The 24169-nt window shown below is 70.7% G+C and carries 18 protein-coding genes; 8 read left to right on the forward strand and 10 right to left on the reverse strand.

What is annotated here, in order from left to right; all coding sequences use genetic code 11:
- Positions 1 to 50 precede the first annotated feature (50 nt).
- Positions 51 to 323: a hypothetical protein gene (locus tag AC16DP_RS13065; RefSeq protein ID WP_329727981.1), complete on the forward strand. Its 273-nt coding sequence runs from the start codon at positions 51 to 53 to the stop codon at positions 321 to 323.
- A gap of 60 nt (positions 324 to 383) precedes the next feature.
- Here the strand turns inward: AC16DP_RS13065 and AC16DP_RS13070 are convergent, their stop codons facing one another.
- From AC16DP_RS13070 to AC16DP_RS13095, 6 genes are all read right to left on the reverse strand, one after another.
- Positions 384 to 701, reverse strand: a complete 318-nt coding sequence (locus tag AC16DP_RS13070) for a hypothetical protein (protein WP_329727982.1) — start codon at positions 699 to 701, stop codon at positions 384 to 386.
- Between the two features lie 101 nt (positions 702 to 802).
- Entirely contained in the window at positions 803 to 1192 is a 390-nt protein-coding gene (locus AC16DP_RS13075; RefSeq protein ID WP_329727983.1) for a response regulator, read from the reverse strand.
- Positions 1193 to 1214: 22 nt separating this feature from the next.
- Complete coding sequence (locus AC16DP_RS13080; protein ID WP_329727984.1) at positions 1215 to 3716, reverse strand: PAS domain S-box protein; 2502 nt, start codon at positions 3714 to 3716, stop codon at positions 1215 to 1217.
- Positions 3717 to 3929: 213 nt separating this feature from the next.
- Positions 3930 to 4358, reverse strand: a complete 429-nt coding sequence (locus AC16DP_RS13085) for a hypothetical protein (protein ID WP_329727985.1) — start codon at positions 4356 to 4358, stop codon at positions 3930 to 3932.
- A gap of 84 nt (positions 4359 to 4442) precedes the next feature.
- Complete coding sequence (locus AC16DP_RS13090; protein WP_329727986.1) at positions 4443 to 5588, reverse strand: acyl-CoA dehydrogenase family protein; 1146 nt, start codon at positions 5586 to 5588, stop codon at positions 4443 to 4445.
- A gap of 108 nt (positions 5589 to 5696) precedes the next feature.
- Positions 5697 to 6626, reverse strand: coding sequence for a LysR family transcriptional regulator (locus tag AC16DP_RS13095; RefSeq protein WP_329727987.1), 930 nt, complete (start codon positions 6624 to 6626; stop codon positions 5697 to 5699).
- Positions 6627 to 6694: 68 nt separating this feature from the next.
- On the opposite strand from AC16DP_RS13095, the gene AC16DP_RS13100 reads away from it, so the two are divergent.
- The gene (locus AC16DP_RS13100; protein WP_329727988.1) at positions 6695 to 7357 is read left to right on the forward strand and encodes an NADPH-dependent F420 reductase; all 663 of its coding nucleotides are present in this window, start codon (positions 6695 to 6697) and stop codon (positions 7355 to 7357) included.
- 2 nt (positions 7358 to 7359) lie between these two features.
- On the opposite strand, the gene AC16DP_RS13105 is transcribed toward AC16DP_RS13100, so the two are convergent.
- Together AC16DP_RS13105 and AC16DP_RS13110 are read right to left on the reverse strand one after the other, a co-directional pair.
- On the reverse strand, positions 7360 to 7992 hold the full coding sequence (locus tag AC16DP_RS13105; RefSeq protein WP_329727989.1) for an RNA polymerase sigma factor: 633 nt from the start codon (positions 7990 to 7992) through the stop codon (positions 7360 to 7362).
- Positions 7993 to 8034: 42 nt separating this feature from the next.
- Entirely contained in the window at positions 8035 to 12024 is a 3990-nt protein-coding gene (locus tag AC16DP_RS13110) for a protein kinase domain-containing protein (protein ID WP_329727990.1), read from the reverse strand.
- Between the two features lie 329 nt (positions 12025 to 12353).
- Between AC16DP_RS13110 and AC16DP_RS13115 the strand changes: the two genes are divergently transcribed.
- From AC16DP_RS13115 to AC16DP_RS13140, 6 genes are read left to right on the forward strand one after another with little or no spacing between them, the layout of a single operon-like run.
- Positions 12354 to 13235 carry a patatin-like phospholipase family protein gene (locus tag AC16DP_RS13115; protein WP_329727991.1) on the forward strand — a complete coding sequence of 294 codons (882 nt, stop codon included), beginning with the start codon at positions 12354 to 12356 and terminating at the stop codon, positions 13233 to 13235.
- 26 nt (positions 13236 to 13261) lie between these two features.
- A complete protein-coding gene (locus tag AC16DP_RS13120; protein WP_329727992.1) occupies positions 13262 to 14548 on the forward strand; it encodes a hypothetical protein in 1287 nt (428 codons plus the stop codon).
- Positions 14530 to 16056, forward strand: a complete 1527-nt coding sequence (locus AC16DP_RS13125; protein WP_329727993.1) for a Dyp-type peroxidase — start codon at positions 14530 to 14532, stop codon at positions 16054 to 16056. The genes AC16DP_RS13120 and AC16DP_RS13125 overlap by 19 nt, the downstream gene beginning before the upstream one ends.
- Positions 16053 to 17267: a cytochrome P450 gene (locus AC16DP_RS13130; RefSeq protein ID WP_329727994.1), complete on the forward strand. Its 1215-nt coding sequence runs from the start codon at positions 16053 to 16055 to the stop codon at positions 17265 to 17267. The genes AC16DP_RS13125 and AC16DP_RS13130 overlap by 4 nt, the downstream gene beginning before the upstream one ends.
- Before the next feature lie 36 nt (positions 17268 to 17303).
- Positions 17304 to 18749, forward strand: coding sequence for a DUF2380 domain-containing protein (locus tag AC16DP_RS13135; RefSeq protein ID WP_329727995.1), 1446 nt, complete (start codon positions 17304 to 17306; stop codon positions 18747 to 18749).
- Entirely contained in the window at positions 18746 to 19216 is a 471-nt protein-coding gene (locus AC16DP_RS13140; protein ID WP_329727996.1) for an NUDIX hydrolase, read from the forward strand. Before AC16DP_RS13135 ends, AC16DP_RS13140 begins: the two co-directional genes overlap by 4 nt.
- A gap of 20 nt (positions 19217 to 19236) precedes the next feature.
- Here the strand turns inward: AC16DP_RS13140 and AC16DP_RS13145 are convergent, their stop codons facing one another.
- Both AC16DP_RS13145 and AC16DP_RS13150 read right to left on the reverse strand, forming a co-directional pair.
- Positions 19237 to 19722 (reverse strand): WbuC family cupin fold metalloprotein, encoded by a 486-nt coding sequence (locus AC16DP_RS13145; protein ID WP_329727997.1) that lies wholly within the window; start codon positions 19720 to 19722, stop codon positions 19237 to 19239.
- A gap of 54 nt (positions 19723 to 19776) precedes the next feature.
- A complete protein-coding gene (locus tag AC16DP_RS13150; protein WP_329727998.1) occupies positions 19777 to 23847 on the reverse strand; it encodes a protein kinase domain-containing protein in 4071 nt (1356 codons plus the stop codon).
- Positions 23848 to 24169: the final 322 nt, after the last annotated feature.

Raw genomic sequence — 24169 nt, forward strand, 5'->3', positions numbered from 1 at the left:
CAGGGCCCGGCGTCATGCATAGCTTCGGAAGGAAACAGCCGGAGGCACGCATGGCGAAGGATGAACACCCGGCGGACAGCCACGTCTTCGACAAGCCCGCGACCCTTCGAGAGCCCGCGGCCCCGAGCGTTCCCGCCGAGGCCCGTCCCGAGACGCTCCAGCGGGCCCGCGAGGCCACCGACGCGCTGCTCCAGGAGATTCTCGAGGAGGACTTCCTGAACGAAGCACCCGAGCCCCGGCGCGCGGAGCCTCCAGCCCCGCCCGCCCGGGAGGAGGACTGGCCCGCGGAGCTGCACTCGCTGCACCTGCCGGAACAGCCGTGAGGCAATGGCCGGGCGCCCCGCGGAGAACCGTCCGCGGAGCGCCCAGGTGCTTCCGGAGCGCTACCGCTCGTTGTCGGGCTTCTGGTGCTGCTCGGTCTCACCGTTGCGGCCATCCAGGCCGATGCCGCTGGGCGCCTCCTGCTGCGGCGGCACGCTCTGGAAACCTTCCTCATCGGGCAGCCGCTTCAGGTCCTGGGGCTCCTGGCCCGGCCCGGTGTCCTCCTGACGGCCCGCGCCGCCCGTGCCCGGCGCCGGCTGCTGCTGGCCCTGCACCTCCCGCGCTCCCTGCTGCCGGCCCGCCTGGTCGCGGCAACCCGTCACCCACAGGGCCGAAGCGGCCAGGCCGAGCACCACCACACGCTTGAATCCATTCCTCATCCGGGTCTCCTTGCTGGGGGCCTTCTCTGGCTTCCCCCAAGGCTTTGGCGTGCCGGACCGTGCTGCAGCGGCCGGGGAGGCGCCCGTCCGGCTGTCCGCCCTCACGGGTGCTGGCTCGCCCGCTCGCAGCGCCGGGGCAGCACGGACTCCACCAGGTGGAGCATCTCCTCCAGCTCGAAGGGCTTGCTCAGGCAGCCCATGGCGCCCACCTCGCGCGCGCGCCGCTGCGCGTCCTCGGCCGCCGTGCACACCACGATGGGAATCCGGTGGCCATACCGCCGGCGCAGCTCCGCCGCGAAGGCCCAGCCGTCCATCACCGGCATCCGCATGTCGAGCAGGATGAGGTCTGGCGTGCACTCCTCCACCCGCTCCAGCGCCTCCTGGCCATTCGAGGCCCTGCACACCCGGTAGTCCCCGGCCTCCAGCGTCAGGGCCATCACGTCCTGCATGTCCGGGTCATCGTCCACGACGAGGATGCTCGCTCCGCTCATCCGCTCACCTCCTCCCCGCAAACTAGGAATGAAGCTCCCGCTCGTCCCGCCGGGGTGCGTAGGGGACGGAGAAACAGAAGGTGCTTCCCCTGCCCTCTTCGCTCGACACGCGCATGGTGCCGCCGTGGTGGAAGATGATCTCCCGCGAGATGTAGAGGCCCACGCCCATGCCGCCCCGGTCGTGCGGCGTGCCCGAGTGCGCGCGGTAGAAGCGCTCGAAGAGCCGGGCCTGGCGCTCCGGGGGGATGCCGATGCCCTCGTCGCTCACGCACACCTCCACCTCGCGCTCGTGCGACTCCAGCCGCACCTCCACGCGCCCGCCGGACGGGGAGTAGCGCACGGCGTTGTCCAGCAGCACCACGAGCACCTGCCGCAGCCTCGCCCGGTCCCCCCGGACGATGACGGCCTCGCCCGGCCGCACGGAGAAGCGGTGCCGGGTGCTCTGCGCGGCCATGTTCGCCACCGTCTCCTCGGCCAGCTCGCGCAGGTCCAACGGCTCCTCCGTCAGCTTCAGCTGGCCCAGGTGCAGCTGCGACACGTCCAGCAGCTCGCGCACGATGCGGTCGATGCGGTCCGCGCCCCGGTTGATGGCATCCAACATCTTCCGGTACGTGGCCGGCGTGGGCTCGGACTTGAGCGCGAGCTGGGCATAGGACTTCATGATGGCCACGGGCGTCTTCAGCTCGTGGGCGGCCACGCGGACGAACTCGTCCTTGAGATGGTCCAACTCCACCATCTCGGTGACGTCGCGGGCCACGGACACGGCGCCGGTGATGAGGCCGTGCTCATCCCGGATGGGGGCGGCGTTGGCGCGCAGGTGCAGGGTGCGGCGCCGCTCGGGCGAGGGGAAGCTCAGGTCCGCGTCCACGACGATGTTGCCGCGCAGCGCCTGGTACAGGGGGATGTCCTCCACCCGCCCCACCCGCTCCCCGCCCAGCCGCACACCATGCAGCTCCAGGTGGCCGTCGGTGAGCTGGACGCCCTCGGAGCCCACCTCGCCGAAGAGCTGCCGCCCCGCCTTGTTCACGAAGGTGATGCGGCCCGTGCGGTCGCTCACCACCACGCTGTCCACCATGTTGTCGATGGTGGCCTGCAGCTCCGCGCCACGCTGTTGCAACTGCGCGAGCAGCCGGTTGCGCTCCTCCTCGGAGCGCTGGCGCTCGGTGATGTCGGCCAGGAAGAGGTAGCGCATGGGCCGGCCTCCGCTCTGGACGACGGTGGTGGAGATCTCCACCGGGAGCGCCCCGCCGTCCTGCCGCCGCACCTGCGTGCAGATGCGCTGGCGGCGCAGCACCGCCCCGTCGTCCCGCTCCAGCAGCGGCCGCAGCTCCGGGCCGAGCAGCAACTCGAAGGCCGGACGGCCCACCGCCTCCTCCTTCGTCCAACCCAGGAGCCGCTCCGCCTGGGTGTTCCACTCGGTGATGTGCTGCTGGCAATCCACGGAGACGACCGCGTCGAGCGAGGTCTCCAACACCTCGCGCAACCTGCGCTCGCTGCGCGCCAGCACCTCGTGCAGCCTGCGGCGCTCCTCGAGCGCGAAGGACAGCTCGCGGATGCGCACGGTGCGATGGACGAGGAAGGGCACGGCCAGCAGCACGGCCCACACCGCCACGCCGAGCAGGAGCATGGCCAGCCGGAAGCGCTCGAGGCTGGCGAAGAGCGTGGACTCCGCGGTGGAGACATGGACGGTCCACCCCGACTCGCCCACCTCCACCTGGACGGTGCGCCGGGGCCCGGGCATCCGCTCGGCCTCGTACTCGTGTACGTCCGCGAGCGTGAGCTCCCCCAGGGACGTCACCGGCCGGCCGTGCGCGCGCGCCCAGGCGAGCAGCGGCTCCGGGGCGGGGTGGGCGAAGAGCCGGCCCCCGGGGGTGGTGACATAGAGCAGCTCCCCCCCACTGGAAGCATTCGCCTGCTGGAGGACGCCGTGCAGGTAGGGAATGGAGACATCCACGGCGATGACGCCCACCGGCTTCCCGGAGGCATCGAGCAGGGCCCGCGCATGGACGCGGTAGAGGGAGTCCCCGGCAGGGTGGGGCTCCGGAAAGACGGGCGCTCCCCGGGCCTCCAGGGCCCGCTGGTACCAGGGCTGCCCGTCCGGCTCACCGGGCTGGGCGGTGCGCGCGTCGGTGACGGCGACGGGCTCCTTCCCGGACCCGGCGCGGAAGGCATAGGGCGCGAGGCCCGGCCCGCCCCCGGGAAGAGCGGAGGGCTCGAACCAGACCCCGAGTCCGCGGATGGCCTCCGTGGGCGCCGCGGTGAGCAGCGCCTGGAGGAGCCGCTCCAGCTCGGCCTCGTTCCTCACGGGGGCCACGACGGCGGCCGTCGATTCCGCGACGAACCCCGTGTAGGCGATGCCGGGCTTGAGCTGGTAGGCGACATCCTTGGCGCGCAGCAACTGCCGCAGCAGCGCCTCGTCCTCCAGACGCTGGCGGGTCATCGAATAGAACGCCACCAGTCCCGCGGTGAAGACGGCCCCGAGGAAGAGGAGGAGGAACACGAGGGACTTGAAGGGCAGCTTCATGGTGGCGGGGACCGCCCACGGCGAGTGGGAAGGACTTCCTCTGGGGGAACACGTGTGCCCCCCACGCCCCGCCGTCCATCACCCCCGGAGGCCAGCGATTGCCGTCTGGCCCACACCCCACGGGAGCGGACGGCCGCCGGTCCGGGCGCGAAGCCGGGCAACTGGTCCGACAGTCGGACCCGTTGGCGCCGCTCGCCGCCGGAAGGGGCCCGCTCAGGCCACCTTGCCGAACCGCTCCTCGCGCAGGCGGGCCACGAGCTCGCGCGCCTCGGCTTCCGAGGAGACGAAGTGGACCCGCGTCAGCGCGCTCGCCTCCGCGCGCCCGGCCAGGTGCGCCGCGAGCGCGATTCCCCTGGCCACGGCCCGGTGCAGCAGCCGCGCACGAATGTAGATGGTGCCGAGAATCCACTTCGGCTGGACGTGCTTGCTCAGATAACTCCCACCCTCCACGTCCAGGGTGGTGGCCTCGCTCAGGTCCGACACGATGAGGAAGGGGCGCTGCTGGCCCAGCTCGCGGTAGAGCTCCACCAGCTGGATGGCGTCATCCAGGGTGGCCTCACCCCGGGTGTGGACCCAGACGAGCTCGGGCGGCTCGAAACGGACCGTGTTGTCTCCGACCTTCCACTCGCGAAGCTTGGACATGGGCCCGGCCCCGATAACGGACCCGGACCCCGGACGCCGGGATTTTCACGGCGGGTGTGTGTGGTGCTCAACGTTCGCGAGCGGCTACAGCCCCAGCTGCTTCGCGATGATGACCTTCATGATTTCGTTCGTGCCCGCGTAGATGCGCTGCACGCGGGCGTCCATGAAGGCGCGGCTGATGGGGTACTCCAGCATGTAGCCGTAGCCGCCGAAGAACTGCAGGCACTCGTCCACCACGCGGCTCAGCATCTCCGTCTGCCAGAGCTTGGCCATGGAGCACTCCTTCACCAGGTACTCGCCCGCCACGTGCTCGGTGAGCAGCCGGTCCAGGAACGCGCGGCCCACTTCGATTTGCGTCGCGCACTCCACCAGCTTGAACTGCGTGTTCTGGAACTTGGAGATGGGTTTGCCGAACGCCTTGCGCTCCTGCACGTAGACCAGCGTGTCCGCGAGCACCTGCTCGGCCGCGGCCTGCGCCATGGCCGCCACCACCAGCCGCTCCTGCTGCAGCTTCGTCATCAGCTGGAGGAAGCCCGCGCCCTCCTCGCCCAGCCGGTGGGCCACCGGCACCCGGCAGTCCTCGAAGACGAGCTCCGAGGTGTCCTGCGCCGCCATGCCCATCTTCTTGAGCTTCTTGCCCTTGAGGAACCCGGGCGTCCCCGCCTCCACCACGAAGAGGGAGATGCCCTGGTGCGCGTTCTTCGGGTCCGGATCCGTCTTGGCGGCCACCACGCACACGTCGCACAGGATGCCGTTGGAGATGAAAGTCTTGGCGCCGTTGATGACGTAGAAGTCCCCGTCGCGCACCGCGGTGGTGCTCAGGGCCGCCAGGTCCGAGCCCGCGCCCGGCTCCGTCATCGCCACCGCCGCCACCGCCTCGCCCGAGGCCAGCTTCGGCAGCCAGCGCTTCTTCTGCGCGTCGTTGCCGAACTCGTGGATGTAGGGCACCACCACGTCCGAGTGCAGCGGCATGGCGAGCCCCGACTCGTAGATGCGCGCCAGCTCCTCCATCACCACCACCGAGTGCAGGAAGTCGCCGCCCGCGCCGCCGTACTCGGGCTCCAGCCACGGACAGAGGAAGCCCGCCTCGCCCGCCTTGCGCCACACCTCCCGGTCGACGATGCCCGCCTCGTTCCACCGCTCCTGGTGCGGCTTCACCTCGCGCTCGAGGAACTGGCGGAACGACTGGCGGAACTGCTCATGGTCCTCGCGGAAGAGCTTCCTCTGCACCTGGGTGCCTCCGGGCACTGCGGGCCTCGTGCCCGCGCTGGGAAGCGGATGCTCCCCCGGGATTGACGCGGAAATCAACCGGGGGTCCCGCCCCCCGGTACCTGGGCCTCAGGAGGCCCCGTTGAACAGGCGCAGGCGAGGCAGCTCCGAGGCCACCCGCGCCGTGAGGCCCCGAAACCAGACATGGGCGGGGTCCCGGTCCAGCCGGCGGTGCCAGATCTGCGCCAGCGTGTACTCGTAGGAGACGGGTGACTCGAGGATGCGCAGGTGCAGCAGCGGCGCCAGCGACTCGGCCACCCGCGCCGACATGGTGACGACGTAGTCGGATTGAGCCACCAGGAAGGGAGCGGCGAGGAAGGTGCCCACCGTGCGCACCACCCGCCGCTTCAGTCCCTTCTCCGCCAGCAGCGTATCCACCCGCGACGTGGGCGTGCCGCGCGGGGCGACGAGCACGTGCTCCAGCTCCGCGAAGCGCTTGAGCGTCAGGGGCCGCGCGAGCGCCGGGTGCCCCTCGCGCACGAGCGTGACGAACCGGTCCTTGAAGAGCGCCTCGCTGGCGATGTCGTCGGGCAGCTCGGGGAACACCCCGAAGGCCACGTCCGCCCGGTCCGCCCTCAGCTCCTCCACCGCGTCCGGCCCGATGGGACGGCTGTGGAGGAGCACCCTCGGCGCCTCGGCCGCGAGCAGGGGATCCAACCGCCGCAGCAGCACGAGCTCGATGTGGTCCGTGGTGAGCAGGCGGAAGGCGCGCTCCAGCTTCGTGGGCTGGAAGGCCTCGGGCGGCTGGAGGAGCCGCTGCATCTGCTCCATGAGCTGACGCACCTGGGGCGCCAGGGCGGCGGCCCGCGGCGTGAGCACGAGCTGGCGCCCGGCCCGCACGAGCAGGGGATCTCCCATCAACTCGCGCAGACGCGCCAGGGCATGGCTGGTGGCGGAAGGACTGAGCGCGAGCCGCTTGGACGCGCGGCCGACGTGCCCCTCCTGGAGGAGCGCGTCCAGCACCACGAGGAGGTTGGTGTCGATGGCGGGAAGCTGCATGGGATGCAGCCATCCCATGCCAACACTGCAGCACACAAGATGCTCGTGGCCGCTATGTTGCGTGCACCATGAACCCCACTCCCATGAACCCCACTCCGAAAATCGCGATCATCGGCGCCGGCAACGTCGGCACCAGCCTGGGCATCAACCTCGCCGGACACGGCTACCCCCTCCGCTTCGGCGTGAGGGAGGGCTCGGATGTGAAGGAGGTGCTGGCGAAGTGCCAGGGCCGGGCCGAGGCCTCGAGCGTGTCCGCGGCGGCGCAGTGGGCGGACGTCATCTTCCTGGCGGTGCCGGCCCCGGCCGCGGAGGAGGCCGTGCGCTCGCTGGGAGACGTGAAGGGCAAGGTGCTGGTGGACTGCACCAACCCCGTGGCCTTTGGCAACGACGGGCCCCGGCTGACGCCCACGGCCCAGGGCTCGGTGGCGGCGACGCTGGCCCAGGCCTTCCCGGGGCTGCGCGTGGTGAAGGGCTTCTCCACCTTCGGCGCCGAGTTCCACCTCGAGCCGCGCGTGGGGGACACGTCCGTGGACGTGCAGCTCGCCGGGGACGACGCGGAGGCCAAGGCGCTGGTGTCGGCCATCGCCACGAAGGCGGGCTTCACGCCGGTGGACGCGGGCCCGCTGCGCAACGCCGCGCTGCTGGAGAGCCTGGCCGTCCTGTGGATCCACCTGGCCATGAAGGGAGGCCAGGGCCGTCACGTGGCCTTCAAGCTGCTCAAGCGCGGCTGAGCCTACGCGTGCGTCGAGGAGTCCTCCTCGGCGATGAGCCCCTCCTCCTGGGCGAGCGAGCGCAGGTGCGTCTTGATGCGCTGGAATTGCTGGCGCAACGCCGCCGCCTTGCGCTTGAGCGCCGAGTCCGTCAGGGGCTCCTCGCCCTCGGACATGACGCGCGCCACCTCCTCCCACGACAGGCGCTGGTCCACCCGCAGGAGCAACAACATGCGCTCCTGGGGCTCCAGGCTCTCGCGCAGCGCGCGGAACCGCTCCTTCACCGAGGTGCGCTGCCAGGGCCGCGTCTCCGAGCGCGGCTTGATCTCCGCGTCCGGCAGCTTGGACATGGTCACCGGCTGCTCCCGCCCGGCCGGCGCGTGCATCACCTGGTAACAGGCGTTGCGGGCCAGCCGGTAGGCCCACGTCCGGAAGGAGCTCTCCCAACGGAAGCCCGAGAGCCCGCGCAGGAGGTTCTCGCTGAAGAGGCTGAAGGCATCGCGGCTCCGCTCGTAGTCATGCAGCACGGAGGCCATCAACCGCATGATCTCCTGCCCATACCCCTCCAGCGCCCGCTCCACGGCCCCGGCCAGGTCTCCCCGCTTGCACAGTCCCTGGATGTCCTGCTCCAGCTTCTCGCGCTCTTCCAACTGCATGGTGGCTCTCCCTCGCTGCCTCTCGTTATCCAACACTCCCCCTCACACCAGCCCCGGAAGCTCCGCGCCCGGACCCGGCGGCCGCTCGAGCGCCCGCAGCGCATGCCGCTCGAACTCCCCCGCCCCCTGCTCGCGCGCGATGCGCACCGCCTCGAGCAGGCTGGCGTGGGCCTCCCGCGCGTGGCCCAGCGCCCCGTGGGCCCGGGCACCCATCCGGTGCAACTCCGCCTCGTAGGAGCGCTCGCCCACCGCCTCCACCCACCGCAGCCCCTCGTGCACCGCGACCAAGGCCTCGCGGGACTCGCCCAGGCCCAGGTGCACTTCGGCCAACAACCCGAGGTTGTGCGGCATGCCCGCGCGCAGGCCCGTCATCCGCCACCGGCCGAGGAACTCGCGCATCTGCTCCAACCCCTTGCCGGGCTGCCCCAGCCGGGCCCACGCCCAGCCGCGCAGCAGGCCGGACCACTCGATGAACAACCGCAACCAGTGCTCGCGCGCGAGGGCATGGCACTCCTCGGCCAACGCGAGCGTGCCGCGCGCGTCCCCGCGCACCTGGCAGGACAGGGCGGCGTAGAGCATCGTATAGGCCCGGGTGTTCGCGTGGCCGATGCGCCCGGCCAGCTCCAGCGCCTCGCGGCGGTACTGGAGCGAGCGCTCCGGCTGGCCGAGCACCGCGTGGATGAGGGCGGCGTGGATGAGCGCCACCGCCGTGGGGTCCACCCAGTGCTTCTCGGCCAGCACCCGGTGCTGCTCCAGGGTGAAGTCCGAGCACGCCAGCGCCCGCTCCACGTACTCGCGCGCGGTGTGCAGCTGGCCCCAGGCGAAGAAGTCGGCGGCCATCATCCGGTAGCCCAGGGTGAGCAGCTCCGGGTTGCGCTTGCGTGAGCCGAGATCCACCAGCTGCTCGGCCAACTGGTGCGACAGCCGGTACTCGGCACGGGCGAAGTAGTAGGCGAAGGGCCCCCAGTAGGGCAGCTCCAGGTCCGGCAGCGCGTCCCCCACCAGGGGGAAGAGCTCGCCGACCCGGGCATACGTGCGCTTCACCTCGGGCGAGCGGTAGCCCTGCACCTGCGACAGGGCCATGCCCAGGGCGATGAGCAGCTGCAGCTCCTGTGGAATGCGCTGGCCGGCATCGGGCTGGGCCCCCAGCAGCTTCAACCCGTGCCGCAGGTGGCTCACCGCCTCCAGGTTGGCCGAGCGCAGGCTGGCGCGGAGGCCGGCCTTCATCCAATACGGAATGGCCAGGTCGTGGTTGCCCGCCTCGGTGTAGTGGTGGGCGAGCACCTCGGGCTGTGTCTCCACCACCTCGGGGAAGCGCTCCAGCAGCGCCTGGGCGATGCGCCGGTGGTGCTGCCGCCGGGTGCCGCGCAGCAGCGACTGGTAGGCCGCGTCCTGGATGAGCGCGTGGCGGAACTGGTAGCCGGGCCCGTCCTCCTCGGCCTCGTGCTGGAGCAGACCCGAGGCCACCAGCTCCTCCAGGTCCGCGCGCAGCGAGGCGGCGTCCCGCCGGGTGAGCGTGGCCATCAACGCATGCGAGAAGACGCGCCCCACCACCGCGCACAGCTGGGCCAGCGCCTTCTGTCCCGGCGGCAGCATGTCCAGCCGCGCCAGCAACAACTCGTGCAGGGTGATGGGGATGGAGGGCAGGACGCCGCCTCCGGCCACCATGCGCGTCATCTCCTCCACGAAGAGGGGAATGCCGTCCGTCTTCTCCACGAGCTGCAGCACCGTCTCCCGCGGCAGCGCCCGCTCCCCGGCCGCCGCCTGCACCAGCGTGGCGGTGAGCGGCGCCGGCAGCCGCTCCAATTCCACCCGGAGCAGCGGGCCCGCGACGGGCCAGGTGTGCCGGAAGCCCGGACGGGCGCTCAGCAGGAGCAGGACGCGCGCCTTCTCCACCCGGCCCAGCAGGTAGTCGAGCAGCTCCAGCGTGGAGGGATCCGCCCAGTGGAGATCCTCCACCACGGCGAGCACCGGGCGCGACCGGGCCATGCGCGAGAGCAGCTCCGTCAGGGCCTCGAAGGTGCGCTCCTTCTGATGCTCCGGCGACAGCTGGAGGATGGGCAGGTTCTCCTTCACCGGCAGCGAGAGGAAGGCGGCGATGAGGGCCATGCGCTCCGGCTCCAGGCCGAACGTCCCCAGGTGCGCCTCCAGCCGGGCCAGGTTGTCGCCAGGCGAGCCCTCCGCGTCCAGGCGGAAGAGGTGCTGCAACATCTCGATGAGCGGGTGGAAGGCGCTGTTGGAGAACTGGCTCCAGCACTGGCAGCGCAGGCGGATGCGCGTGGCGGCGGGCACCCGGAGGCGGAGCTCCTGGATGAGCCGCGACTTGCCGATGCCGGCCTCACCCGCGACGAGCACGAAGGAGCCCCGGCCCTCCACTGCCCGCTCCCAGGCGCCGAGCAACTGGCGCAGCTCGTCCTCCCGGCCCACCAGGGGCGAGAGCGGACCGGTGGCCAGCGCGCGATCGAAGCGGAACACCGCCTTGCGCGCGCGCGTCACGCGCCAGGCCTCCACGTGGCGCTCCCCGGACACGCCCTCGAAGGTGCGCGCGCCGAGCGCCTCGGACTCGAAGGCCGGCTGCACCAGGGTGTGCGTGGCGTGGCTGAGCACCACCGTGCCGGAGCCGGACCGGCGCGCCAGCCACGAGGCGATGCGCGGGGCCTCGCCCTGGATGGTGGGCGTGCGCCCGCGCAGCTCCGGAAGGCTGTCGTCGAACACCACCGTCTCGGTATGGATGCCCACCCGCACCGGCAGCGAGGCGGCCAGACGCATGCCGGCGAGCACCGCGCGCTCCGAGTCCTCCTCCCGCGCCACCGGGTAGCCGAAGCAGGCCAGCACCTCGTCTCCCACGCAGGTGGTGATGGAGCCACCGTACCGCTGGATGACCTCCGAGCAGCTCTTCTGGAAGCTGGCCTCCAGCTCGCTGAAGTCCTCGGGGTCCAGCTCGCCCGCCTGCTCTCCCGAGCGGGCGAGCCGGCAGGACACCAGGGTCACCTGCCGGCGCTGGGGGACCAGCGAGCGCGGCTCCTCGCGCCACGGCCCCAGGCGCTCCTCCAACCCGCGCAGGCGGTCGCGCAGCACGGCGGCGGAGCGCGGGCGCTCCGGGGGCGCCTTGGCCAGGGCGGCGGCCACCAGCGCATCCACCTCCTCCGGCACGTCCGGACGCCGGGCGCGGACGTGGGGCGCGGGCTCGGAAGACACCACCTGGTCGCGCAACTCCTCGAGCGTGGCGCTCGGATAGGGCAGCTCGCCGGTGAGCATCTCGTACAGCACGACGCCGGCGGACCAGAGGTCCGTGCGCTCGTCCTGCGCCCCACCGCGCCACTGCTCCGGGGACATATAGGGAGGCGTGCCCGCGGTGGGCAGGAAGGGCAGCGGCGAGTTGCTGGTGGACGTCAGCCACGCGAGGCCGAAGTCGAGCAGCTTCACCGTGCCCTGGCGCGTGAGGAAGACGTTGCTGGGCTTGAGGTCGCGGTGGACGATGTGGCGGCCGTGCGCGTGCGCCAGCCCCGCGGCCACCGCGCCCATGATCTCCACCGCCTGCCGCACGCTCAGCCGGTGCTCGCGCTGGAGCAGCACGCCGAGCGACTCGCCCTCCAGACACTCCATGACGAGGAAGGGAATGCGCGGCTCCCAGGGCGCGCCCACCCACTCGGCCACGTCGAAGATGCGGACGATGTTCTCGTGGTCCAGCTGCGCGATGGCCCGCGCCTCCTGGCGCAGCATGGAGATGAGCCACTGCCCGCCCCGGCCCGCGCGCGGGAGGATGAACTTGAGGGCCACCTCGCGCTGCAATTCCTCGTCCCGGGCGCGGAACACCAGCCCCATGGCCCCCCCACCCAGCTCCGAGACGACCTCGAAGCGGCGGCCGTCCGAACCGCCCAGGCGCTCGCCGGGAGCGGGCTTGCGGAACGGAAGCGGCTCCTGCGCCACCTCCTTGAGGAAGGAGTCGCCGAAGTCCGAGCCATCGGAGAGCGCTCCCCCCGCCGAGCGCGGGTGGCCGTCCCTGGGGTTGTGACCGGACTCCTCACGCATTCGCTGCTCCCCGGTCGACGGGCCCTCGCGATGCAAGGCCTTGCTGGATGAAGTTACGGGTCCCATGGTCACCGGGCAATGCAACGGGCCAGGAGGGCAGGTGCTCTGTCCAGGGCTGGTACCCGGCTCGTTCCTTCGACGTACCTGTGGAGGCGGAGCAACGGCGCCGCGTTCGTGATGCGGCGAAGTGACGCCGCTCCCCTCTCCGCTCCCTGGGCATCCAGGCGAAGCACCGCAAGGGGCCCCCCAGGGCAGGAGCCCCCCTGCGTCACACCGGCGGCGAGGGCCTTCTACCCGCGGGAATCCGCTGTGGCACGAGGGCTATGGGCGTGACATTTCCATTCAAGAATCTCGTCTTCGAGGGGGCCGGGGTCCGCAATTGCGCCTACGCGGGCGCGCTGCTCGCCCTGGAGGACTCCGGCGTCTTCCGGCAGGTGGAGCAGGTGGCGGGCACATCTTCCGGCTCCATCATCGCCACCCAGGTGAGCCTGGGCTTCACCCCGGAGGAAATCCGCCAGGAGATGCTGGCGCTGGACTTCGCCCGCATCCGCGATGGCAACTGGCTCACCGGGCCCGCGCGTGTGCTCAACCGCCATGGGTGGAACCCGGGGGACTACTTCCTCGCGAGAATGGAGGAGGTCATCGCCCGGAAGACGGGGGATGGGCGCATCACCTTCGCCCAGCTGCGCGAGCGCGGCTTCAAACCCCTGCACGTGGTGGGCACCAGCCTGTCGGCACGCAACGTGCGCGTCTTCCCCGACGAGCGCAGCCAGGACATGGCCGTCGCGGACGCAGTCCGCATCTCCATGTCCATTCCCTTCTTCTTCGCCAGCCGCGAGTTCCAGGGCGAGGTCTACGTCGATGGCGGCGTGATGTGGAACTACCCCATCGACCTCTTCGATGGGCCGGAGGGCTACGACGCGCGGACGCTCGGCCTCTTCCTGGACACGTTCGATCAGCCGAAGCCGGACCCCATCCACACCCTGCACGACTTCGCCGGGTCGTTCTTCGCCTCGCTGCTCAGCTCGCAGGAGATTGATTTGATGAACAGCCCCGCCAACCTGGCGCGGAGCATCCGCATCAACGACCTGGGCCTCAAGCCCACGGAGTTCGGCATCACCCGCGAGCAGAAGCTGGCCCTCATGCAACAGGGCGAGCAGGCCACGCGGGCCTACCTGGAGCGCTACGCCGCGTCACATTCGGCCGCGTGAGCCTCCATCCGCCCTGGAGCGTATCCATGTCCAGCAATGCCTTGACTGTCGTTACCCCCATCCAGCCCGACAAGGAGAAGGAGCTCGACGCCCTGCTGAGTGAGATCGGCGAGGACATCGACAACAAGACGGGCCGCCACATCGGCTTCGCCCGGCTCACCACGGTGCACTTCCTGCGCTGGGTCATCCTGCCCGCGGACAACGAGGGAGAGCGCCACTACCCGCCGCAGCTCGCCTTCGAGAGCAATTACGACGGTCCGCTGGACGCGCACCTGGAGGAGCTCATCCGGGTGGGCGGGCCGGTGCTGGCGCGCATCTACGGCTACTGCGCGGGCTGTCCCGCGGACGTGGCGGGCAGCGTCGAGTCCTTCAAGCGCTTCCTGAAGAACCACCAGCTCCCCTGCGCCGCCTTCTACCGGGGCTATCCGAACCACGGCGTCCAGGACGTGCGGGAGAACACCCGGGCGCGGCGGGCCATCCAGGACTTCCTCGACGACCCGAAGCGGGCGGCCACCCTCCGCGGCCTGCAGCCGGAGCAGCTCTGCCAGGAGATCCAGAAGTACCTGGCCACCGTGCCCGGGCTGAAGCTGGAGCGCGACCCCGCGCCCAAGCCGAGCCTGTTGGACCGGTTCGTCGGGCGCCTCATGGACTCGCGCCGCGTGCAGCTGGCGGTGGGCATTCCCGTGGGCCTGCTGCTGTTGCCCGTGCTCGTGCCGGCGACCCTGCTGCTGATGTGGAAGGAGTCCCGGGACGAGGCGGAGCCCAAGATGGAGGACGTGGTGGACCCGCGCGTGGAGGGGCAGGAGGACTACATGGTCCAGAACCAGCTCACCCACCTGGTGGAGGTGCGCCCGGGCTGGTTCCGCCAGCGCACGCTGCGCGCGGTGCTGGGGGGAATCGATTTCCTGGCACGCCACTACTACAACCGCGGAAACCTGGGCGGCATCCCCAGCATCCACTTCGCGCGCTGGGTCATCATCGACGGGGGCCGGCGCCTGCTCTTCTTCAGCAACTACGACGGGAGCTGGGAGCGCTACCTGGGGGACTTCATCGACCGGGCGGCCGTGGGGCTCACCGGCGTGTGGAGCAACACGCGCGGCTATCCGAAGACCCGGCTGCTCTTCGGCCAGGGCGCCACCCACGAAGAGGAGTTCAAGCAGTGGACGCGCGACCACCAGCTCTACACCCAGGTCTGGTTCAGCGCCCACCCCGACGAGAGCGTCCGCAACATCCTGCAGAACGTGGCGGTGTGCGCGCAGCTCAAGGCCCAGCTCAAATCCCAGGAGGCGGAGCAATGGCTGCTCAAACTGTGACATCCGGTTCCCACACGGCGGCGGTGCCGGGCGAGACACTCGAGTTCGAGGACATTCAAGGGCTCGTCTTCTTCGGACACGGGCACCTGAAGTACTCGCGGTATGTGTTCCTCCGGGTGAAGGACGGCGCGCGCGCACGGGCGTGGCTGCGCACGCTGGTGGAGCGCAAGGAGGTCAGCACCGCGAGCGGCAAGCGGCATCCCGGGCTCTCGGAGACCAAGGGCAAGCACGCGCTCCAGGTGGCCTTCACGGCCTCGGGACTGGAGCACCTGGGCGTGCCCTCGGAGGTGATGACCACCTTCCTGCAGGAGTTCCGCGAGGGGATGAGGGACCGGCGCCGCGCGCGCATCCTGGGCGACCTGGGCGGGAGCGCGCCGGAGAAGTGGCAGTTCGGCGGCACGGACGCGACGGCGCCCCACGTGGTGCTGGTGCTGTTCGGCCGGGACGACGCGGACCTGGATGTCTTCCACGCCTCGCACCGCGAGCGCTACCAGGACGCCCTGGAGGAGGTGTTCCTCCAGGACGCCGACATGCGCCAGGGAGACACGGAGCCGTTCGGCTTCCGGGACGGCATCTCGTTCCCCTACATCAAGGGCGTGCCCACCACGCGCACGGCGGATGCGCTCGGCCTGCCCGTCAACGCGGGGGAGTTCATCCTCGGCTACCCGAACGCGTACGGCCAGTACCCCTTCTCGCCCCGGGTGCCGCGCGCTCAGGATCCCCGCGACCTGCTGCCCGAGGTGCCCCGCTCGCAGAGGGTGCCCGGAGAGCCCCGGCCCAAGGACCTGGGACGCAACGGCACCTACCTGGTCATCCGCAAGCTGCGCCAGGACGTGAAGGGCTTCTGGAAGTTCGTCGAGGAGAACAGCCGCGTCCCGGGCAGGAGCGTGGAGGAGAACGAGGCGAGCAAGGAGTTGCTGGCCGCGAAGCTGATGGGTAGGTGGAAGAGTGGCGCGCCGCTGGCGCTGTGCCCGATGAAGGACGATCCGAAGCTGGGCGGGGACGCCACGCGCAACAACCACTTCGAGTTCCGGGAGGACCCGTATGGGACGAAGTGTCCCCTCAGCTCGCACGTGCGCCGCGCGAATCCCCGGGACACGCTCGTCGAGGATCCCCAGAAGTCCATCCAGCTGACGGCCCGCCACCTCATCATCCGCCGGGGCCGGCCCTATCGCGACGCGCTGCCCGGTGGAGAACAGGAGCAGGGGCTGATGTTCGTGGCGCTCAACACCAACCTCGGGCGCCAGTTCGAGTTCATCCAGCAGACGTGGATGAACAACCCCAAGTTCAACGACCTGTACGACAGCAAGGATCCCATCGCCGGAGACAACTACGATCCCGAGTACCCGGGGGATGATCCGAAGAACTACACCGCCGTGGTCCCCGGCTTCCCGGTGCGCCAGCGCATCTCCGGCCTGCCGCGGTTCGTGCACATGCGGGGCGGCGACTACTTCTTCATGCCTGGCATCAAGGCACTGCGGTACCTGGGCTCGGAGCGCGCGCGATGAGCTCCCGATTCGTCCGGTGGCTCACCGGCGCGGACACGCAGCGGGCGGTGTTTGGATTCCTGCGCAGACACCACCCCAACCTCATGCTGGGCAAGCGGGCGCTGGTGACGCGGGCCGAGGACGTGAACGAGGTGCTGAAGACAGACGCGGTCTTCGGGGTCACGGAGATCTACGCCGAGCGCATGGAGCGCACCACGGGGGCCTTCTTCCTGGGCATGGAGAACACGCCCCAGTACCAGCGGGAGGCCTCGCTCTCCCGGAGGGCCGTGCGTCCGGAGGACCTGGAGCGCATCCGGAGCATGGTGCGCGAGCATGCAGGGCAGCTCATCGCCCAGGCGCGTCCCACGGGGAGGCTGGACGTGGTGAACGGGCTCGTGCGCCCGGTGGCGGTGGGGATGGTGGACCGCTTCTTCGGTGTGCCGGGGCCGGATGTGGAGACGATGAAGCGGTGGATGCGCATCATCTTCTGGGACATCTTCCTCAACCCGGGCAACGACGCGGACGTCACGGCGCGGGCGAAGGCGGCCAGCGCGGAGCTGAAGACATACATGGAGGGCCTCATCGCCCAGCGGAAGGCCGGGCTGGCCACCGAGGGCCGTGACGACTTCCTCACGCGGCTGCTGCGCATGCAGGAGGACGAGGCCACGCGCCTGGACGACGACGCGGTGAGGCGCAACGTGGGCGGCATCATCGTCGGCGCGGTGGATACCAGCTCCAAGGCGCTGACCCAGCTCGTCAACGAGCTGCTGGAGCGTCCCGAGGCACTGGGAGAGGCCGGGAGCGCGGCCCGGGCGGGGGACACGGCACGGGTGGCGGCCCATGCCTTCGAGGCGCTGCGGTTCGACCCGCACAACCCCATCCTGCTGCGCACGTGCCACGAGGACTACGTGCTCGCGAGGGGCACGGACAGGGAGATGCGGATTCCGAAGGGCACGCTCGTCATCGCCTCGACGATTTCGGCGATGTTCGATCCGGAGGTGATGCAGCACCCGGACGAGTTCCGGGTGGAGCGACCGCCCCAGGGCTACATGCACTTCGGCCGGGGCCAGCACACCTGCTACGGGGAGCGCCTCAATCACATCGTCCTGCCCGAGGTGCTCGGGTGCCTGCTGCGGCTGCGCAACCTGCGGCGCGCGCCGGGCGGCGAGGGACGGATGCGATTCGAGGGCCCCTTCCCGGACCGGCTGGTGGTGGAGTTCGACGCGGGCTGACCTCGCTAGAGTGGCGGGCCTCCATGGGAGGCCCTGATGACGTCGCGCTCGAAGGTGACGGTGCTGTCGCTGCTGCTCCTGCTGTCCACCGGCTGCGCCTCGCTGACACCACTGCCCGGCAGAGGGATGAACCTACGCTACGCGCACGGCGAGGCCGACGCGCCTTCATGGGCCGGGAACCATCAGCAAGGCGCGAGCGTGGCGGTGGGCCCTGGCCGTGCGGAGGAGACCGCAGAGGCCAACGCCCTCGCGGCCCACCTGGCGTTTCGCGGTGCACTGGGCGAAGTGGCCGGCACCCTCCGCCACCTCTCCAGTGAGCTCTCCAGGCTGGAGAAGAGCCACTGGGGCATCGCGGGAAAGGGGGCGGGCCTCTTCCTGCCCCATGTGGAGTACGGCCAGCGCCAGCTGCGGTGGATGGAAACCGAGCTCGCCACCGCCACCCGGCTGGCCCACACGGCCTCGGAGGTCGAAGAGGAGGAGATGCAGCTGGCACTGCTGCGCATGGCGGGCCCACGGCTCGAGGCCGCCATGTTGGGCTCGCTGCTGCTGGCGGCCTGGGTGGACGTCCTCCACCTGCTCGATGTGGCCTTCAAGCACGGCTACAACTCGTTGGAGACGCTGTTCGTGGAGATGGACCGCTGGCAGAAGATGGTGGAACCGGCCATGACCGCACTGGCCTCGCAAGAGCCAGGGCAGGTGGATGCAGCGGCGCAGGACCTGCCCGCGCTGATGGGCCACCTGTCCGGCGAATTCAACGTGACGGCGCAGCGCCTCCACTCGGGGCTGCGGAATATCCAGAAGGTGATGGCGCTGGCGCAGCTCATGGAGATGGTGACCATGGTGTCGGCGATGAAGTTCTCGCTGCCTCGGCTGGGACCGTCGGTCCCCGTGACCCTGGGAGTGGGCATGGTGATGGGCGGCGACGGGGTGATGATGGGCACACGCATCGTCGTCTCCGCCGAGTGGGTGGAGATGATGCGGCGGCTGGTGCGGGCGGGTGTCCTCTCGCTGCCAACCGTGAGCGCGGCGGTGCGGATTCAGGCCGGCCAGGTATTGATGGCCGAAGCACACGACGAGCTACCGCGCGGCGTGCGCGAGGCGCTGGGCGACAGCCCCGAAGTACGGGGCATGCGGGTGACGGGTAGAACGGGGGCAGGCATGGCCGAGCCACCGCGACACCACGTCCTGCCCAAGGAGTTCCGAGAGTGGTTCGAGAAGCGCGGCTTCACCGGCGAGATGAGCATCGACCAGTTTTGCGTCAAGCTGGAGCAGGCACACCATCAAGCCATCCACGGCGGTGGGAACTGGAAGCTGGGGCGCCTATGGCCTGGTGAATGGAACCGGATGATCATGGAGACACTGCTCGAAGCCGAGACGACGGCCGGCCGGATGTTGACGCAACATGAGATTCTGGGAACAGTCGCGAAGCGAATGAAGGACTACGACATCCCCATGAAGTTCCTCCCGTGGAGGGGGCGATGAGCGACGGGCAGTCCTGGCAGGGCAACTGGAAGGTACGCCTGTATGAGCGGGTCCGCGAGCGCGGCTACGATTCGCTCACCGCCTTCGCGGATGCACGCCCTGCTGTCCCGCTACACTTGCTGGCTGAGGAACTCGGCAAGGATGATGTCGCGGGTGTGCAAGTATTGAACGGGCTGCTCGCCGAGGCGGAGCGGCGCAAACAGCTCACGCGTTTTGTGCGCGATGTATTCACACGCCTGTGGTCCCAGAGCGTCCCTGACGGCTGGCCGTCCGTGCTGGACGACGCGAACCGATTCAAGGTTGCCGAAGCGCTCGGCTCGTGGATTGCCTACACTCCGGAAAACCACAAGGAGCGCGCCAGACAGGTCAGGACAGCGCTCCTCGCCACGCCGCCTCCGGCCGGTTGGCGCCCGCTCGGCCCCGACGACGAGTTGCTGCTCACACTCCTGCCCGATGAGGAAGCCTGAGCAGCGGAGCTCCGCCCCGTTCACCGGCGCTCCGGGTACCTCCGCCGGAACTCCTCGCGCAGGGACTCGAGGTAGGCCGGGGCCTCCGGTGTGCCCTCCGCGGGCGCCCAGGGCGCGAAAGCCTTGTCATGGGCCGGTGCGTACGGCCCGTTCTTCACCTCGTAGATGACGGTGTCCGGCGCCAGGGCCACCAGCCCGTGGAAGATGCCCGGAGCGAGGTCCACCCCGAAGTGCTCGCCCCCCGCCTCCAATGACAGACAGTCGCGCACGCGCCCATCGTCCTCGAAGGTGAAGAAGGCCAGCGCCCCGCGCAACAATATCCACGCCTCGGCCTTGGGCGGCTCCAGGTGCCGGTGCGGCCGCACGTAGCTGTCCGGCTGGACGACGTTGAACATCCGGTGCAGCGGATCCGCGTCGCTCTTGTGGAACGGTTGGATGATGCGGCGGCGGAGGACCACCAGCTCCCCTTCCGGGGCATCCAGGGCACGTCGGTAGGAAGCGCTCATGGCCCCGAGCGGAGCACAGGTGCGCTCCGCCGGCCAGCCCGCACCTCGCCTCCCTCACGGATGCGGCGGGTGGGGCGCTTCCTGTCCTCCCAGGCGGCGCAGACTCGCCTGGGCCCGTTGCTCATAGACCCGCATCCCGTGCTCCCGCGCGAAGCGGATGGCCTCGAGGAACGCCGCACGCGCCTCGTCCTCGCGGCCCGCCAGCCGCAGCAGCTCGCCCCGGACGCGGTGCAGCTCCGGCAGGTACGAATACTCCTCCGTCACCGCCGGCCACGTGAGCGCCTCGTCCACCGCGGCCAGTCCCTCCTGCGCCTGTCCCAGCCTCAAGTGGATGTGGGCCAGCATCCCCAGGTTGTGGTGCATCCCCGCGACGATGCCCGAGCGCTGCCACCCCTCCAGCACCTGCCGCATCTGCACCAACCCCTCCTGCGGCCGTCCCAGCTCGGCCAGGGCCCACCCCCGCATCGCCGCGGGCCACAGGTACCACAAGAGGAAGCGGTGCTCGCGCGCGAGCGGAATGCATTGCTCGACCAGGCCCAGCGTCGTGCGCGCATCCCACCGCAACTGGCTGCCGATGGCGCAGTACGTCAGCGCGAGCGCCGTCGTGTGCGGGTGGCCGATGCGGCCCGCCAGCTCCAGCGCCTCGCGGGTGAAGCGCTCGGCCCGCTCCTCCTGTCCGGACACCGAGAGCGGCAGCGTCGCGTACGCCAGTGCGCCCACGCGCGGGTTCACCCACTGCCGGATGGCGAGCGCCCGGTGCTGCTCGAGGCTCACCTCCGGCACCGCCAACGCCTGCTCCAGGTGCTTCAGCGCGGTGTCCACCTGCCCCCAGGTGAACAGGTCCGTGGCCATCATCCGGTGCCCCATGGCGAGCAGCTCCGGCTTGTGCTGGCGCTCGCCCAGCTTCACCAGCAGCTCGGCCACCTCGTGCGAGTCGTGCGACTTGCCCCGCGCGAAGTAGTACGCGAAGGAGCCCCAGAAGCTCAGCTCCAGGCGGGGCAGCTCCTCGCCCACCTCGCGGAAGAGGGCCTGCACCCGTGTGTACGTGCGCTCCACCTCGGGCGAGCGGTAGCCCTGCACCTGCACCAGCGGCATGCCCAGGGCGATGAGCAGTTGCAGCTCGTCGCGCGTCAGCACCGGGGCATCCGGCAGGTTGCGCAGCAGCTTCAACGCCTGCGACAGGTGGCTCACCGCTTCCTCGTTCGCCGAGCGCTGGCTCGCCCGCATCCCCGCCAGCTTCCAGTAGTGGATGGCCAGCTTCAGCTCCCCGGCCTCGGTGTAGTGGTGGGCCAGCAGCTCCGGCCGCGTCTCCGCCACCGCGGGGAAGTGCGTGCTCAGGGATTGGGCGATGCGCTGGTGGTACTGCCGCCGCGCGCTCCGGGGCAGCGACTGGTAGGCGGCCTCCTGGATGAGGGCGTGGCGGAACTGGTAGCCGGGCTCGGACTCGTCGTCCCGCGCCTGGAGCAGCCCCGCGGCCATCAACCCCGCCAGGTCCCTGCGCAGCACCGTGCCCCGGAGCCCCGTCAACTGCGCGAGCAGCGCCGAGGAGAAGCTGCGCCCCACCACCGCGCACAGCTGCGCCAGCTGCTTCTGCCGGCGCGGCAGCGAGTCCAGCCGGGCCAGCAACAGCTCCTGCAGGGTGACGGGGATGGAGGCCGACGCCCCGCCCTCCAACATCACCCGCGTCATCTCCTCCACGAAGAGCGGAATGCCGTCCGTGCGCTCCACCAGCTGCGCCACCACGTCCGCGGGCAGCTCCTGGCCCCGCGTCACCTCCCTCACCAGCTGCTCGGTGCGGGACGCGGACAGCCGCTCCAGGGGGATGCGCTGGAAGGCCGCGTGCTGGGCCCAGGGCGGGCGGAACTCGGGGCGGGCACTGAGGACGAAGAGCAGGCTCGCCCGCTCCACGAAGCCAATCAGGAAGCTCAGCAGCTGCAGCGTGGACGGGTCCGCCCAGTGCAGATCCTCCACCATCACCAGCACCGGACGCTCGCCCGCGTTCTCCATCAACAGGGTGGCCAGGGCCGCCAGCGTCTCGTCCTTCTGCCGCTGGGGGGTGAAGCGCAGGTGCGGCGAGTCCTCCCGCACCGGCAGCGACACCAGCGAGGCCAGCAAGCGCACCTGCATGGGCGTCAGGCCCCGCTTCTCCAGGTGCCGCTCCACCGCGCGCAGGTTCTCCTGGGGCGAGCGCTCCGGGCTCAACCATACGCGCTGCAGCATCTCGATGACGGGGTGCAGGGCGCTGGTGCTGTACTGGTGCCAGCACTGGAGCCGCAGGAGGATGGGCTTGTCCGGCAGCACCCGCTCGCGCAGCTCCTGGATGAGGCGGGACTTGCCGATGCCGGCCTCGCCGCACAGCAGCACGTAGCCGCCATGCCCCTCGCGGGCCCGCGCCCAGGCGGCGAGCAACTGCCCCAGCTCCTCCTCGCGGCCCACCAGCGGGCTCAACTCGCCCGTGGGCAACCGGGTGCCGGCCGCGCGCGAGCGGCCCAGCACCTGGTGCACCTCGAGGGTGCGCCGCCCGTCGAAGGCCCGGGCACCGAGCGGCCGGGTGTCGAAGGCGCGCCGCACCAGGCTGTGGGTGCTGGGGCCCACCACCACCTCGCCCGGCCCGGCCTGCCGCGCCAGCCACGCGGCGATGCGCGGCGCCTCGCCCTGGATGGTGGGCGTGTGCCCCCGAAGCTCCGGGAGGATGTCGTCCAGCACCACCGGGTCCGTGTCGACGCCCACCCGCACCGCCAGCTCCGCGGACGTCCCCGGCGGCAACCGCGCCTGGAGCGCCGCGAGCACCACCGGGGGCAGCTCCAGCCCCGCCCGCACCGCGCACTCCGCGTCGCCCTCCTTCGCCACCGGGTAGCCGAAGCACGCCAGCACCTCGTCTCCCAGGCACAGGGTGATGAAGCCCCCATGGCCTTGAATGGCCTCGGAGGCCGAGCGGTGGAAGGCCGCCTCCAGCTCGCCGAAGTCCTCCGGGTCCAGCGCCTCGGCCAGCGCGCTGAGCCCCGTCACATGGCAGTGCAGCAGCGTCACCTGCCGGCGCTGCGGGGCCGTCGAGCGCTGCGGCGCCCGGCCCGGCCGCAGGTTCTCCTCCAGCTCGCGCAGCTCCTCGCGCAGCTCCTCGGCCGGCAGCAGGCGCTTCTCGGGGTCCTTCTCCAGCAGCACGGACAGCAGCGACTCCAGCTCCCAGGGCAGCTCCGGGTTGCGCTCGCGCGGCGAGGGCACCGGCTCCAGGGAGAGCACCTTCGCGCGCAGCTCGCCCACCATCAGGTGAGGATAGGGCAGCTCTCCGGTGAGCAGCTCGTACAGCATGACGCCCGCGGCCCAGATGTCGGTGCGCGCGTCCACCTTCTCCCCGCGCCACTGCTCCGGGGCCATGTAGGGCGGCGTGCCGGCCGTGGGCAGCTCCGGCTGCTCGGAGGCCAGGCCCGGCGCGGGCGCCAACCACGCCAGTCCGAAGTCCAGCAGCTTCACCGTGCCCTGGCGGGTGATGAAGACGTTGCTCGGCTTGAGGTCGCGGTGGACGATTTGATGCTCGTGCGCGTGCGCCAGGCCCGCGGCCACGTCGCGCATGATTTCCAGCGTGCGCGTCAGCGGCAGACTGCGCTCCCGGCGCACCAGGTCCGCGAGCGACTCGCCCCCGAGACATTCCATGACGAGGAAGGGGACGGTGGGCTCGCCGGGCCCCCCGCTCCACTCCGACACGTCGAAGATGCGGACGATGTTCTCGTGGTCCAGCCGCGCGATGGCCCGGGCCTCCCGCAGCCCCATGCCGGCCAGCTCCTCGCGCGGGAAGAGGAACTTGAGGGCCACCACGCGCTGCAGCTCCTCGTCCTGGGCCCGGAAGACCTGGCCCATGGCGCCCTCGCCCAGCGACTCGAGAATCTCGAACCGGCGCCCGTCCGCGCCTCCCAGCCGGTCTCCCGGCAGCAGCCGGCGGAACGGCGTGGGCACGTCGGAGCTCAACACCTCGTTCAGGAACGAATCGCCGAAGTCCAGCTCGTCGTCGAAGTCGAAGTCGCCATCGAGCTCCAGCCCCTCCTCGAGCCCCTCCTCGAGTCCGGCCTCGGCGTCCTCCCCATGGGGAGCCCCCGGCTCCTGGCCGTCCCGCGCGCCATTGCGTCCCATGGTGCTTCCCCCCGCCCCTCTCGATGAAAACTAGGGGCGCCCAGAAGGCCGGGCAACGCGCCCACCCGGCGGGGAGGGGGAGACGTCGCCTTTCCACCGTCATTCCCGCCCGGCTGGCTGGCCTTGACGGCGGACCCCTCCGCGTCCAGCAACGGAGCAGGCGGGCCCTTCTCGGGGAGAAGTGGCCATCCCGTGCAACGCGCACCAAATCACACACATCACACCAGGGAGACGTGGACTCCACCGGTTAGAGGCGGGAACCGGAGCTCCCTTCCTGGAGAAGCCCGGATCGCTCTCTCTCTCCCCTCCCTGCGGAAAGGAC

It is taken from the genome of Archangium sp. (genome assembly GCF_057119385.1).